Origin of the sequence: Dactylosporangium sp. NPDC006015 (assembly GCF_040614215.1) — a bacterium.
Lineage (GTDB): Bacteria > Actinomycetota > Actinomycetes > Mycobacteriales > Micromonosporaceae > Dactylosporangium > Dactylosporangium maewongense.
In genome coordinates this window covers 469,472-482,951 of record NZ_JBEXUD010000003.1, presented here as the reverse complement: position 1 = coordinate 482,951, position 13,480 = coordinate 469,472, and the positions used below count along the sequence as shown (strand labels likewise).

Sequence of the window (13,480 nt, the reverse complement as noted above, 5' to 3'; positions counted from 1 at the left end):
GCCGCAGGCCGTGCGACGGTCGGCCGCGCCAGCGTAGGGCGCCCGGGCGGCGACGAGCCGCGCACCGGGCGCGCGTCCGTGCCGGTGTCCGGCGCGTCCGGGTCGGCGTCGGTCGGGTCGGCGTCCGTCTCCGGTGCCGCCTCGGTGTCTGGCTCCGCCTCCGTGTCCGGGTCCGCGTCGGTGCCCGGCTCCTCCGCCGGCCGTGCGACGGTCGGCCGGGCCACCGTCGGCCGCGCGTCGGTGTCGATGGGTGCCGAGGGCTTCGGCGACGGTCCCGGCGGGCCGGGCGGTCCAGGCGGCCCGGGTGGCCCCGACGGTCCCGGTGGTGCCGGCGGCAGCGGCCCTGGCCGGGGCCGGAGCAGCAGCGCCAAGGCCAAGCGCCGGCGCCGCCGCAACATCGTCATCGCCGCGATCGCCTCGTTCATCATGATCGCCGGCATCGGCATGGTCGGCGGCACCTACTACTTCGACCAGGTCGGGCTGCCCGAGGACCTGGCCATGGAGCAGTCGACCACGATCTACTACGCCGACGGCGTCACCCCGATGGGCCGTATCGGCGACAAGAACCGCACGGTCATCCCGATCACCGAGATCCCGCCCGACGTGCAGCACGCCGTCGTCGCGGCCGAGGACAACAGCTTCTACACCAACGACGGCGTCGACTACAAAGGCGTCGTCCGCGCGGCGTGGAACAACGTGACCGGCGGCGACCGGCAGGGCGCCTCGACGATCAGCCAGCAGTACGCGCGCCACTGGGCCGATCTCGAGGGCGTCACCTACGCGCGGAAGCTGCGCGAGGCCGTCATCGCGCTGAAGCTCAACCAGGAGTTCGAGAAGGACAAGATCCTGGAGATGTACCTCAACATCGTCTACTTCGGGCGAGGGGCGTACGGCATCCAGGCGGCATCCATCGCGTACTTCAACAAGCCCGCGAAGGAACTGAGCATGGCCGAGGGCATGGTCCTGGCCGGCATCATCAAGAACCCCGAGGGCAACAACGCCAAGGGCAGCCCCTTCGATCCGAACATCGACAAGCAGCAGGCGACGGATCGGTTCAACTACATCAAGGGGCAGATGCTCTCGCTCAAGTTCGTGAAGCCCGAAGAGGCGGACACGAAGATGGCCTACCCGACGACGGTCATCGCGCCGGCCGTCGCACGGGCCAACGCGGTCAAGACGCAGGGCAGCATGGACAAGCCCGAGGGCCTGATCGTGCACCACGTGCTCGACGAGGTCGCGGCGCTCAAGGACCCGAAGACCAACGCCCCGCTGTATGAGAATGTCGACCCCGACGGCAGCAAGAACTTCGACAAGATCCGCAACGGTGGCCTGAAGATCGTCACGACCGTCGACCAGAAGCTGCAGCAGGCCGCGGTCCAGGAGGCGAGCCGCAACCCCGAGTCGCGGATCAACAAGTACCCGGGCAACCTGCAGGCCGCGCTCGTGGCCGTCGAGCCGGGCACCGGCGCGGTCAAGGCCTACTACGGCGGCGACAGCGGCAACGGCGGCGACTTCGCCGGCTACTACAACGACCCGGTGCTCAGCAACGGCGACGACAGCTGCTGCGGCGGACACCCGCCGGGCTCGACGTTCAAGGTCTACACCCTCGCCACCGGTCTGATGGCCGGCTACACGATCGACTCCTACTGGAACGGCGACTCGCCGCAGCAGTTCCCGGCCAGCGGCCGGACCGCGAAGAACCCGGTCAAGAACGCCGGTGAGGGCGCGGTCTCGTCGCCGAAGTGCAAGTCGGGCGACGGCAAGTGGTGCACCTTGGAAGAGGTCACCGTCATGTCGCTCAACGTGCCGTTCTTCGCGCTCGCCGAGAAGGTCGGCCCGGCGAAGGTGATCGACACCGCCCGCGCGGCCGGCATCACCGATATGTGGGCCAACGTCGACAACAAGTCCAAGAAGATCGACCTCGTGGCCAACAAGGGCTCCGACGTGTTCCCGAAGTACTTCAACACCGAGGTCGCCTTCGGTCAGTACCCGGTGACGGTGCTGGAGCACGCCGGCGGCATCGCCACGTTCGCCGCCCGCGGCGTCGCGGCGAAGACCCACTTCCTGAAGGAGGTGTGGGAGGACGGCAAGAAGACCTACGGCGAGGTGATCAACCCGAAGCGCATCCCGGGCTTCACCGACCAGATGGCCGACGATCTCAACACCGTCCTGCAGGGCGTGCCGAAGCACTACAACCTGAAGCTCAAGGACGGCCGCCAGATCGCCGGCAAGACCGGCACCTGGCAGCTCGGCCAGACCACCTCCAACGCGCACGCGTGGTTCGTCGGCTACACCGCCTACGACCCGGGCAAGAAGTCGCCGGGCCTGGCGACCGCGGTGTGGGTCGGCAACAAGGCCGAGGAGCAGAAGATCGTCGACAGCAGCGGCAGGGGCGTCATCGGCGGTAGCCTGCCCGGCCCGATCTGGCAGGACTTCATGGACAAGGCCGAGGCCATCATGAAGCAGCCGAAGATCAACTTCCCGGGCCCGAAGCACGTCGGCAACCAGGACGTCGGCACCGGCATCTCGCCGCAGCCGAGCCTCCCGGCCGAACCGAGCCTCCCGGGCGGTCCCGGCAACGGGAATGGCAACGGCAATGGGAACGGCAACGGCGGCAACCCCGGTGACACGCAGAGCCCGGGCCCGGGCGGCATCGGTGGCGGCATCTTCCCCACGCCGACACGAAGACGCTGATCAAGGTAGGCCGAAGATGTGCGGCCACGGTAGCGGCGGTATGTTCGCCGGGACCGTGGCCGCTGTCGTTTGGGGGGTGTCCGTTGGAAGCGGGCAGGCTGAAGGCCGTCCGGTGGGGGCTGCTCGCGCTGCTCGTGGCGCTGGTGGCCTACGCGCACTGGTGGTATGGCATCCGGCACCACTTCTACGACCTCAAGATCTACCGGCAGGCCGTCGACTGGTGGCTCGACGGGCACGACCTCTACACGTTCACCAAACCCGACATGACGCAGGGCGAGCTCGGCTTCACCTATCCGCCGTTCGGCGCGATGGCGCTGGTCCCCTTCGCGCTGCTGGCGAAGAACGCCGCCGTCACCGTGTACGCGATCCTCGCCTGTGCCGGCCTGCTGATCACCACGTACTGGCTCGTCGCCCCGGCGGCCCGCCGGCACGGCTGGTCGCTGCCCTTCGCGCTGGTGCTGTCGACCGTCGTGTTCACCACGCTCGAGCCGATCCGTGAAACGTTCAGCTTCGGCCAGATCAACGTGCTGCTGATCGTGCTCATCCTCGCCGACCTGCTGGTGTTGCTGCCGCGGCGGAGCCGGTGGGCGGGTGTGCTCATCGGGCTCGCCGCCGCCATCAAGCTCACCCCGGCGATCTTCATCGTGTATCTGCTGGTCAGCCGCCGGTACCGGGCGGGAATCACGGCGATCGTCAGCGCCGCCGCCGCCACGTTGCTGGCCGCCGCGGTCGCGCCCCGCGCCTCGTGGGACTTCTGGACCGACACGCTGTGGAAGGGCGAGGGGATCGGCAAGGCGGCATACATCCCCAACCAGTCGCTGCGCGGGCTGCTCGCCCGGTATGACGCGCCCGGCTGGCTGTGGGTGCTGCTGGTGCTGGCGGTCGTCGGCGTCGGCCTGTGGCGGGCCCGCCGCGCCGCGCTCGCCGGCGACGAGCTCGTCGGGCTCACTATCGCCGGCCTCGTCGGCTGCCTGGCCAGCCCGATCACCTGGATCCACCACATCTACTGGTTCGCGCCCGCCATCGTCGTTCTGTTCGACGCCGGCCGGCGATGGCTCGCCGTATTGATCGCTGTCACCGTCGGTGTGGGCATGGTGTCGCTGTACGACCAGGGCCTGCCCGTCGACCCGTGGGGCGAGGGCGTCCTCGGATTCTTCATCGAGAACTGGTACGTCCTGCTCGCCGTCGCCCTGCTGTTCGCGATGCCGATCCGGCGGGTCGGCGAGGAAACCACAGCGGGTGGTGCACCCGCCCCGGAGGTTGCGACGGTACGGTGATGCGATGCCGCCGACTGTGCGACCCGAGCACCGCCTGAATGACGAGCCCGCCACCTCCGACCGCTTCGTCGGTGGCCTCTCCGAGTCGATCGGTGGGCCCCTGGGTAGTCACGCCGTGCGGACACCGAACCGGTTCTGGACCCCCGCGCGGGTGGTCCTGCTGCTGATCTGCGCCATGCTCAGCTTCTCCTGGATGCAGAAATCCCCCTGCCGCGACGGCGCCTGGGCGGACATGAAGCAGTACAAGTACTTCTGCTACACCGACGTACTGGCCCTCTACTACGCCGAGGGCCTCAACGAGGGCCAGGTCCCCTACGCCGACCACCAGGTCGAGTACCCGGTCCTGACCGGCGCATTCATGGGCGTGCTCGGCCTGCCCGTGCACTCCCTCGGCCAGCAGGGGGCGCTCGACAACCCCGGCCAGACCTTCTACGACCTCAACGCGGTCGTGCTCAGCGCCTTCGGTATCGCCGCGGTCGCCGCCACACTCGCCGTCCGGCGCCGAAGGCCCTGGGACGCCGCGATGTTCGCCGCGGCACCCGCGCTGTTCGTCTCCGCGACCGTGAACTGGGACCTCTTCTGCGTCGGCCTCGCCGCCATCTCCATGGCGTGCTGGGCCCGCCGAAGACCACTGCTCGCCGGTCTCTTCCTCGGCCTGGCGACGGCCGCGAAGTTCTATCCGGTCCTGATCCTCGGCGCCCTCCTCGTCCTCTGCCTGCGCACCGGCAAGTGGAAGGAGGCCCTCGCCACCTTCGGCGTCGGCGCCGGCACCTGGCTCGCCGTCAACGTGCCCATCGCGGCCCTCTACTGGGATTCCTGGATCAAGTTCTGGGACTTCAACTCCCAGCGGGGCATCGACTGGGGCACCCTCTGGTACATCGGCGCGCACTTCCCGCGCGGCTCCGGCCAGTACGGGTTCCCCTACTTCCAGAACCTCGACTCCGACCCTGAGCACGCCACCCTCAACGTGCTCTACCTCGGCCTCTTCCTGATCTGCTGCGTGGGCATCCTCGTCCTGGGCCTCACCGCCCCGACCACGCCCCGCCTCGCGCAGCTCGCGTTCCTGATCGTGGCCGCGTTCCTGCTCACCGGCAAGGTGTGGTCGCAGCAGTACGTCCTGTGGCTCATCCCCCTCGCGGTGCTCGCCCGGCCTCGCTGGGGTGCCTTCCTCGCCTGGCAAGCTGCCGAGGTCTTGTACTTCGTCTCGTTCTACGGCGAGCTCATGGGCGCCTCGGGTCGTCAGGTCTTCCCGGAGGGCGTGTTCGTCCTCGCCTCGATCCTGCGCCTGGTGACCCTCGCGGTCCTGGTCGGCTACGTCATCCGCGACATCAGGCACCCGGAGATGGACGTCGTCCGCGACACCTACGAAGGCGAGGACCCCGACGGCGGCGTCTTCAACCCCGAACCCGCCGAACGCCCCCTGATCGAACCCCCACCCCTGGTCAAGGCGGAGGCGTAGCCACTTCGCACTGCTGCACCTCGCACTTCTGCACAACGGCAAGGGCCGGCGGGATCTTCTCCCGCCGGCCCTTTCGTGTCTCGTTCTTCGGCGCTTCGGCGCTTCGGCGCTTCGGCGCTTTCGGGTGCCGGGCGCCTTAGTGCGTGAGCGGCTCGTGCCCGGCTCCGGCCTGCCCCGTCGCCGCGGCCGCCGTTCCTTGGCCTGTGCCGCCGGGCGTCAGCTGTCCTCGACCTTGTAGAGCACGACGTCGCCCTGCTCCGTGCGGGTCAGGCCGAGCCCGTCGATCGGTGCGTCGATGGCGCGCTCGTACGCGCTGCCGAGGGCCTGGCTGCGCACCACGACGACCGTGCGGATGTGCCGCTCACGCAGCAGCGCCACCGTCTGCTCGTCGGGGAACTGCTGCATCGTCTGCCGCAGCTCCTGCTGGTCCATCGGCGTGAAGCCGCTGCCGCCGTTGACGATCTTCGGGAATCCGTCGGTGCTCCACAGCATGACGTTCATGTCGAAGAGCTCGTGGCTGGGCAGCACCATCAGCGGCCCCTGCACCGTGCTCATCGCGATCGGTGTGGTGGGCACCACCGGGTGCGGCGTGTTGTGAGCGCCCTCGAACAGCACCAGCATGACGGGGATCAGGGTCGCCAGCCGCGGCAGGAACCCGGCCCGGTCACCCGGCTCCGACTGGGTCCGGTCGGCGAACAGCTCCACCGCCCGCTCCGCGAACGCGCTCACCGCTCCCGCCGCGAGCAGCCCCAGGAACAGCGTCGTCCACACCACCAGGCGCCCCGACGTGCGGATGCCGTCGAAGCCCGGCAGCGCCCGGTACAGCGCCAGGTAGCCGAACTCGCCCTTGCCGGGGCCGTGCGTCCCCATCGCGAGCGCCACCGTGCCGAGGACGCCGACCAGCATCCAGACGCGGTGCTTGAGCCGCCAGGTGGAGACGAACAGTCCGGCGAACGCCAGGCCGTACAGGAAGAAGCCCGGCAGCAGCGCCATCTCCGGCGCCCAGGTCAGCGTGCCGCGGGCGTCGGCATACGCCTCGCCCCACAGCCACGACTCCGGCGGCGCGATGAAGAACCCCTTCAGCGGCGGCGAGAACAGCCCGACGAGCTCCTCGCTGCGCCGCGCATACGGGTAATCCTTCAGCACCTGCAGGTACGGGTACGCCATCAACCCGCCGACCGCCGCGAAGATCGCCCCGCCGCCGAGGTTGGCGAAGAACAGCTTCCAGCCGAACGGGCGCGTCACGCCCCACTTGCGCACGTGCCGGTAGCCCCAGGAGACCGCCGTGGCGAGCACCGCCAGCAGCAGTGCGTACACGAACGGGATGCCGATGCCGAAGCCCAGGCTGATCTGCCATGAGGCGACTAGCCAGCCCGCGAGGACCCAGCCCCATCGCCGCTTGTCCGGCTGGTAGCCGTCGCGCAGCGAGAACCCGTGGCCGCGGGCGAGCATGGCCAGCGCCAGCGCGATCCCGCCGATCGACAGCACGTGCAGGTGGCCCGCCTGCCCCAGCCGGTACGGCGCGTACGCGAACGCGGCACCGGCCACCACCGCACCGGTCGGCCGCGCACCCAGCTGCCGGGCTAGCACGTACGCCCCGAAGAACGCCAGGGCGAAGATCAGGACGTACATGATGTTGTACCGGACGAGCGCCGCCACCGGCCCGCTGCCGAGCATGCCGGCGGGCGCGTAGCCGAGCAGCGTGTCCGAGAACGCGTAGCTGTAGTTCGAGGGGAAGAACGCGTTGGCGTTCCACAGCTGCGCCGGGTTGGTGGTGAGGATGTGCCCGGCCCAGGACATCTGCCAGGCCTGCAGCGTCGGGTCGGCGGTGTCCTGCGGGATCGTCGTGCCCGGCTCCCGCAGCGTCGGCCAGGTCATGACGGCGGCGAGCAGCACCGAGCCCACGGCAGCCATCGTCCACTCGTGCCCGAGGAACTCCCCGACCGCGTTGCCGATGCGCGCCGCCACCCTGCGGGCCTTGCCGGGCTCCTCGTCGGGGACGGGCGCGAACGATCCGAACGGGTCCGCCTTGACGAGACTGACCCGCTCACCGCCCTGAGCGGCCGCGCCGTCCGCCTTGCCCGCTTCTCCAGCGGTCGTATCGGCCCCGGCCTTCGCCGCACCGTCCTTGGTGCCAGTGGCCGTGGCGCTCCCGTCCTTCGCCGCGCCGTCCTTTGCGCTGCCCGCTTCTCCAGCGGCTGTGTCGGCCTCGGCCTTCGCGGCGCCATCCTCGGTGTTGCGCGCTTCAGCGGTGGTCGTGTCGCCCTGTGCGGCGCCGCCTTCCGCGCTGGCCGCCGATTGCTTCGTGTCGCCGGACGCCTGGGTCGCACCGCCGGTCTTCGCTTCGCCGGTGGCCGCCCTGGCGCCCCGCGCCGCCCGCTTGGCGCCGCCCGCTGCGGCCTTCGCGCCTCCCGTCCCCGCATCGCCTGCTGCGGCTGTGGCGTCTTCCGCCTCCGCATCGCCTGCTGCGGCTGTGGCGTCTTCCGCCGGCGCGTCGGCTGCCGACGCTGCGGTGCCGGTCGCGGCGCCGGCGGCCGCGGGCGGCGTGTCCGCCGCTGCTGGCTTGCCGTTGCCCGGCGCGGGCTCCCCCGAGGTCAAGGCCGCCGGGTCACCGGGCTCGGCGGCTGAGGGTCCCGCTTCCGGGTCCTTCTCGGTCTCGGACACGTTGCTCACGCCAGCCGCTCCCGCAGGTAGGTGATGTCGGCGGTCTGCCCCTCGGTGCCACCGGGCGTCTCGACCAGCGCCGGCGCGCCGGCGGACCGGATCACCGAGACGATCAGCTCGGGGTCGATCTCGCCGGCCGTGAGGTTGTCGTGCCGGTCGCGGCCGGAGTCGAAGCCGTCGCGGGAGTTGTTGGCGTGGATGAGGTCGATCCGGCCGGTGATCGCCTTGACCCGGTCGACGATGTCGAGCAGGTCCTCGCCGCCCGCGTGGGCGTGGCAGGTGTCCAGGCAGAACCCGACCTCATACTCGCCGATCGCGTCCCACAGCCGGGCCAGCGCGTCGAAGCGCCGGGCGCAGGCGTTGTCGCCGCCGGCGGTGTTCTCGATCAGGATCGGGGTGGCGAAGCCGCCCTCCTCGGCCGCGAACGCGAACGTCTTCCGCCAGTTGTCGAACCCGGCGTCGCGCCCTTCCGCCTTCTCGACGTGCCCGCCGTGCACGATCAGACCCTTGGCCCCGACCTTCGCCGCCGCCGACGCGTGGCGGAAGAGCAGCTTGCGGCTGGGGATGCGGATTCTGTTGTTGGACGACGCGACGTTGATCCGATAGGGCGCGTGGATGTAGACGTCGACGTCGGAGGCGACGAGTGCCTCGGCATCGGGGCGGTCTTTGGGATCGATCCAGGCCTGCGGGTCGGTCAGGAAGAACTGGACCAGGTCAGCGCCGCGCGCCGCGGCCTCCGCCAGTGGCTCCGCGGGGTCGACGTGAGCACCGATTCGCATGCCGCAGAGCCTACGACGTGGGACCGACAGTTTGCGCGACCCCGGGGCCCGGCCTCGGTGGCAACCCGACCGAAGGGTCCGGAATAGCAGGGTTCCGTCACCGTCCTGTCGGCCGCGTCGTTACGCAACTAGGTCGCCCGTGATCGCGCGACCTCGATGGAACCGCATCTGATCAATCCTCAACCCTGGATGGCTACCTTGTCTGGACACCGACCGGCACTCCGCGTGGCGGCAGCCGCCGCCGCGCTGTTCGCCGCGGCCCTGACCGTGGGCGCCAGCCCCGTGCACGCCGCACCCTCCACCCCGACCGTCGAGTTCAGCGGCGGGAGCGTGTTGAGCCTGCTGGTGTGCAAGTCGGAGCCCAGCGCCGGCAGCGTCTCGGTGCCCGCCGAGTCGCGGATCAACTTCGTCAACCGGCTCGGCCAGGGCGCGACCCTCAAGGTCGACGGCAAGCCGGTCTCGACGGTGCAGCCCAACCAGGCGGTGCCGGTCGTCTTCAAGAAGGGCCCGGTCAACGTCGCCATGACCTTCTCCTGCGGCGTCGGCGTGGTCGAGCAGTTCAAGGAGGTCTCCGTCGGGGTCACCGCGCCGCCCGCCGCGCCCGCCGCCAACCCCGGCGCGGGCCAGGGCGGTCAGGCCGGCCGGCCGTCCTCCTCCGAAGGCCCGGCTGGTGCCGCCGCCGACGCGGCGAACAAGGCCATCACGGGCACGCGCTCGACCCGGAAGCCGTCGACGAACGCCTCGAGCTCCACCGGTGAGGGCACCGAGCCGGTCGACCCGTCGCTGCTCGGCCCGGACGCGACCGCGTCGCCCGCGCCGGCCGCCGGCGCGAACCCGAGTGCGTCGACGGACGAGCGGGTATACGTGGAGCAGCCCGTCGCCGCGACCGGCCCGGCCACCAACGCCCCGACGGGTCTGCTGGCACTTGTCGCGACGGTCTGCGTGGTCGGTGTTGGAATCGCCGCAATTCGGGCTATTATTGCGCAGCGGTCATCACGCGCTAGCTACGCGTAAGGTACAATTAGGTAGCTCCGCGGGGCGCCGTCATCCAACGCACCGGTGTGGTCGTTCCTCCCCAGGTCCCACCCAGAGAAGCGGATGACGCGCCCCGCGGTCTTTCTGTGTACACGCACCGTGTACTCTTGCTCGGTCTGCCGTCCATCGGACGGCCGACGACGCACGACCTCCTGCCGCGGATGGACCGCGGCCGCTTAGCCCGTAGGAGGTGAGAACGTCTTGCGTCATTACGAAATCATGGTGATCCTCGATGGAAGTCTCGAGGAGCGCACCGTCGCACCGTCGCTCGACACGTATCTGAACGTGATCCGGACGTCGGGTGGCTCGGTGGAGAAGCTCGACGTGTGGGGCCGCCGGCGCCTCTCGTACGAGATCAACAAGAAGACCGAGGGCATCTACGCCGTCATCGACCTCCAGGCATCGCCGGAGTCGGTGGCAGAGCTGGACCGTCAGCTGCGGCTCAACGAGTCCGTGCTGCGCACCAAGGTCATCCGGCCCGAGGTCCGCTAAGCGGATCCCGGGCGAGATCGACCTGCTTCGCCCGCCACACGTCACCGGGAATTGTCATACCCCTGTGACAAGGTGGGCCATACCCCAGTGCGCGAGGAGTTGACTCGATATGGCAGCAGGAGACACCACGATCACGGTCATCGGCAACCTGACCGACGACCCCGAGTTGCGCTTCACTCCGTCTGGTGCGGCTGTGGCCAAGTTCCGGGTGGCATCCACCCCCCGGTTCCTGGACAAGAACACCAACGAGTGGAAGGACGGCGAATCGCTGTTCCTGTCCTGCACGGTGTGGCGCCAGGCGGCTGAGAATGTCGCCGAGTCGCTGCAGCGTGGAACCCGCGTGATCGTTTCCGGCCGCCTCAAGCAGCGGAGTTACGAGACTCGCGAGGGCGAGAAGCGCACCGTCATCGAGCTGGAGGTCGACGAGATCGGCCCCTCGCTGCGCAATGCGACTGCCAAGGTGCAGAAGATGCAGCGCTCCGGTGGCAGTGGCGGCTTCGGCGCCTCTGGTGGTGGCGGCGGCAACAGTGGCGGCGGTGGCGGCGGGTTCAGCGATGACCCGTGGGCCAGCGCGGCACCGGCCAACGCCTCCAGTGGTGGCGGCAGGTCGAATTCATCCTTCGACGACGAGCCCCCGTTCTAATGGCATCAGGAGCAAGAGCAATGGCGAAGGCTGCGGCCCTGCGCAAACCGAAGAAGAAGGTGAACCCTCTCGACAAGGAGGGCATCGCCTACATCGACTACAAGGACACCGCGCTGCTGCGGAAGTTCATCTCCGACCGCGGCAAGATCCGCGCTCGGCGGGTGACCGGCGTGACCGCTCAGCAGCAGCGGCAGATCGCGCGTGCCGTCAAGAACGCGCGCGAGATGGCGCTGCTCCCCTACACCGCGACTGCGCGATAAGGGGAGGCTGACATGAAGATCATCCTGAAGCAGGAGGTCTCCGGTCTCGGGACCCCCGGCGACGTGGTTGAGGTCAAGGACGGCTACGGGCGTAACTACCTGCTCCCGCAGGGCTACGCGATCCCGTGGACCAAGGGTGGCGAGAAGCAGATCGCGACCATCAAGCGCGCCCGTGGGGCTCGCGAGATCCGCGACCTGGGCCACGCCAACGAGGTCAAGGCCCAGCTGGAGAACCTGACCGTCAAGCTGGCCGTCCGCGCCGGCGAAGGCGGCCGCCTCTACGGCTCGGTCACCCCGGCCGAGGTCGTCGACGCCGTCCAGAAGGCCGGCGGTCCGGCCCTCGACAAGCGTCGCCTCGAGCTGCCCGGCCACGTGAAGTCGGTCGGTGACTACAAGGTGCAGATCAAGTTGCACCCCGAGGTCGCCGCCAGCTTCACGCTGAAGGTCACGGCCGCCAAGTAACACCACGCGGCAACACGAAGGGGCCCGTCCGGCAGGACCGGCCCCTTCGCTGTCCCCCTACCGGTAGAGCTTCGTCGCCGCCCGGATCACCTCGGCGAGCTCCGCGACCTGCTTGTCCCCCTCGGACAGGCCCTCGGCGAGCCGCAGCAGGTCCGCGAGCCGGACCTCCCCGGCGTACTGGCTGGACCGCAGCACCTCGGCGAAGTAGGCCGCCGTGTAGCAGACCTGCAGCCGCGGCCCCGCCTCCGTGAACACACGGTCCAGGGACGCCACCGTCACCGACACGTTCTGCTCGCTGGGCTCCCGCGTCCGCGGGTCCTGCCAGCGCACCCGTACATCCGCCAGATGCCCCTCCGCGCCCTCGCGAAGATGCAGCGCGTACAGCGCCGTCACCGAATGACCGGGGCCGACCTCGCCACCGTCGACCCGGTCGTTGCGGAACGCCGACGCCGAGAGGGTGCGGTTCTCGTAGCCGATCAACCGGTACGACACGACCGCCGCCGGATCGAACTCGACCTGCGCCTTCGCGTCCAGCGCCCGCACCGACAACGTGGCCGGGAGCTGCTCCACGAAGACCTTGTTCGCCTCGGCGGTGCTGCTGACGTAGACGACATAGCCGTCGCCCTTGTCGGCGAGCTCCTCCATGAACTTGTCGCCGTAGTCGCTGCCGACGCCGACGCCCATCATAGTGATCTGCTTCGCCGCCGCCTCCTGCACCTCGCGGACCAGGGGCGCGGCGCTCGTCGTGCCGACGTTCGGAAGACCGTCGGAGAGCAGGATGACCCGGTTGGTCGCACCCTCCCGGAAGCTCTTGCGCGCCGTCTCGTAGCCGAGCCGCAGCCCCGCCTGCAGGTTCGTGCTGCCCGCCACCCGCAACCGGTCGATCGCCCCGTGCAGCGCCGAGCGGTCCCGGACCGGCGTCATCTGCCGCAGCACCTCCGCGTCGTCGGAGTAGGCGACCAGCGCCACCGAGTCCGTGGTGCGCAACTGGTCCACCAACGTGTGCAGCCCGCTCTTGACCAGGTCGAGCTTGCCCGGCTCCGCCATCGAACCGGACACGTCCACGACGAACGTCAACGACGCGTCGAGGCGTTGCCCCTCCGGCTCGGCTCTCGTCTGCAGCCCCACCCGCAGCAACCGGGCTGTGTCACCGGAGTTGCTGTGAGTCTTCGGCAGCCGGGTGCCGTCCGTGGCAACCGCGAACCCGTCGCCGGACGGCTGCCGGTACCCCTGCTGGAACGAATTCACGAACTCCTCGGGCCGGATCGTGCCCGCCGCCGGACGCTGCCCTGCCAGCAGCTGGCGCTTCGCGTAGCCGTAGGACGCGGTGTCCACGTCGACCGCGAACGTCGACACCGGCTGGTTCGACGCCGCCTGCTCGCCGGGCGCCTCGTCGCCCGCGCCGCCGGTGATCGCCGGACCGGGCTGGCCGCCCTGCGGGTTCATCGTCCCCGCCGGGGCCTTCTCGTAGCTGGTGCTGTCGTCCTTCCCATCTGCACCGCACGCCGTCAGGCACAACGCGGCGATCACGGCCACGGCGGCGGCGCGGAACTGACTGACCATGGAAGCCTCCCTGAAAGGTGTTTGGCCAGTCAGACGACGACCCACCTCCGAGCGGCTCCGAGCGTAACCGGACAGAGACCCAAGCGTGAGCATCGGTGATCAGCTCGCAAGGATGCTGTGACCCGTCGAAGGGAACCGATCCGCTTGGCACT

Annotated in this window: 11 protein-coding genes; 8 read left to right on the top strand and 3 right to left on the bottom strand. The window is 69.7% G+C overall.

Going from position 1 to position 13,480, the window contains the following annotated elements; translation table 11 throughout:
- From ABZ321_RS08455 to ABZ321_RS08445, 3 genes are all read left to right on the top strand, one after another.
- A partial coding sequence (locus tag ABZ321_RS08455; protein WP_354890200.1) for a transglycosylase domain-containing protein occupies nucleotides 1-2,694 on the top strand: 2,694 nt, incomplete at its 5' end.
- Nucleotides 2,695-2,777: 83 nt separating this feature from the next.
- Nucleotides 2,778-3,971: a glycosyltransferase 87 family protein gene (locus ABZ321_RS08450; RefSeq protein ID WP_354890198.1), complete on the top strand. Its 1,194-nt coding sequence runs from the start codon at nucleotides 2,778-2,780 to the stop codon at nucleotides 3,969-3,971.
- A 4-nt stretch (nucleotides 3,972-3,975) separates the two neighbouring features.
- Nucleotides 3,976-5,430, top strand: a complete 1,455-nt coding sequence (locus tag ABZ321_RS08445; RefSeq protein ID WP_344508549.1) for a glycosyltransferase 87 family protein — start codon at nucleotides 3,976-3,978, stop codon at nucleotides 5,428-5,430.
- 216 nt (nucleotides 5,431-5,646) lie between these two features.
- Here ABZ321_RS08445 and ABZ321_RS08440 read toward each other — a convergent pair whose 3' ends face one another.
- Together ABZ321_RS08440 and ABZ321_RS08435 are read right to left on the bottom strand one after the other, a co-directional pair.
- Nucleotides 5,647-8,103, bottom strand: a complete 2,457-nt coding sequence (locus ABZ321_RS08440) for a hypothetical protein (RefSeq protein ID WP_344508551.1) — start codon at nucleotides 8,101-8,103, stop codon at nucleotides 5,647-5,649.
- Complete coding sequence (locus ABZ321_RS08435; RefSeq protein ID WP_344508553.1) at nucleotides 8,100-8,873, bottom strand: deoxyribonuclease IV; 774 nt, start codon at nucleotides 8,871-8,873, stop codon at nucleotides 8,100-8,102. The genes ABZ321_RS08440 and ABZ321_RS08435 overlap by 4 nt, the downstream gene beginning before the upstream one ends.
- Before the next feature lie 225 nt (nucleotides 8,874-9,098).
- Here ABZ321_RS08435 and ABZ321_RS08430 point away from each other — a divergent pair, with 225 nt between their 5' ends.
- The 5 genes from ABZ321_RS08430 to rplI all read left to right on the top strand — a co-directional run bounded on the left by ABZ321_RS08430 (nucleotide 9,099) and on the right by rplI (nucleotide 11,765).
- The gene (locus ABZ321_RS08430) at nucleotides 9,099-9,887 is read left to right on the top strand and encodes a hypothetical protein (protein ID WP_344508554.1); all 789 of its coding nucleotides are present in this window, start codon (nucleotides 9,099-9,101) and stop codon (nucleotides 9,885-9,887) included.
- A gap of 222 nt (nucleotides 9,888-10,109) precedes the next feature.
- Nucleotides 10,110-10,400, top strand: coding sequence for a 30S ribosomal protein S6 (rpsF, locus tag ABZ321_RS08425; protein WP_033359943.1), 291 nt, complete (start codon nucleotides 10,110-10,112; stop codon nucleotides 10,398-10,400).
- Between the two features lie 109 nt (nucleotides 10,401-10,509).
- The gene (locus ABZ321_RS08420; RefSeq protein WP_344508557.1) at nucleotides 10,510-11,043 is read left to right on the top strand and encodes a single-stranded DNA-binding protein; all 534 of its coding nucleotides are present in this window, start codon (nucleotides 10,510-10,512) and stop codon (nucleotides 11,041-11,043) included.
- A 20-nt stretch (nucleotides 11,044-11,063) separates the two neighbouring features.
- Nucleotides 11,064-11,303: a 30S ribosomal protein S18 gene (gene rpsR, locus ABZ321_RS08415; RefSeq protein ID WP_033359945.1), complete on the top strand. Its 240-nt coding sequence runs from the start codon at nucleotides 11,064-11,066 to the stop codon at nucleotides 11,301-11,303.
- A 12-nt stretch (nucleotides 11,304-11,315) separates the two neighbouring features.
- Nucleotides 11,316-11,765 (top strand): 50S ribosomal protein L9, encoded by a 450-nt coding sequence (gene rplI, locus ABZ321_RS08410; RefSeq protein ID WP_354890196.1) that lies wholly within the window; start codon nucleotides 11,316-11,318, stop codon nucleotides 11,763-11,765.
- A 57-nt stretch (nucleotides 11,766-11,822) separates the two neighbouring features.
- Here the strand turns inward: rplI and ABZ321_RS08405 are convergent, their stop codons facing one another.
- Complete coding sequence (locus ABZ321_RS08405) at nucleotides 11,823-13,328, bottom strand: von Willebrand factor type A domain-containing protein (protein ID WP_354890194.1); 1,506 nt, start codon at nucleotides 13,326-13,328, stop codon at nucleotides 11,823-11,825.
- Nucleotides 13,329-13,480 lie beyond the last annotated feature (152 nt).

Excerpts from the sequence above, each read along its gene's own strand:
- ABZ321_RS08445 (WP_344508549.1), top strand. The coding sequence starts at position 3,976 with ATGCCGCCGACTGTGCGACCCGAGCACCGCCTGAATGACGAGCCCGCC.
- ABZ321_RS08435 (WP_344508553.1), bottom strand. The coding sequence starts at position 8,873 with ATGCGAATCGGTGCTCACGTCGACCCCGCGGAGCCACTGGCGGAGGCC.
- ABZ321_RS08420 (WP_344508557.1), top strand. The coding sequence starts at position 10,510 with ATGGCAGCAGGAGACACCACGATCACGGTCATCGGCAACCTGACCGAC.
- rpsR (WP_033359945.1), top strand. The coding sequence starts at position 11,064 with ATGGCGAAGGCTGCGGCCCTGCGCAAACCGAAGAAGAAGGTGAACCCT.
- rplI (WP_354890196.1), top strand. The coding sequence starts at position 11,316 with ATGAAGATCATCCTGAAGCAGGAGGTCTCCGGTCTCGGGACCCCCGGC.
- ABZ321_RS08405 (WP_354890194.1), bottom strand. The coding sequence starts at position 13,328 with ATGGTCAGTCAGTTCCGCGCCGCCGCCGTGGCCGTGATCGCCGCGTTG.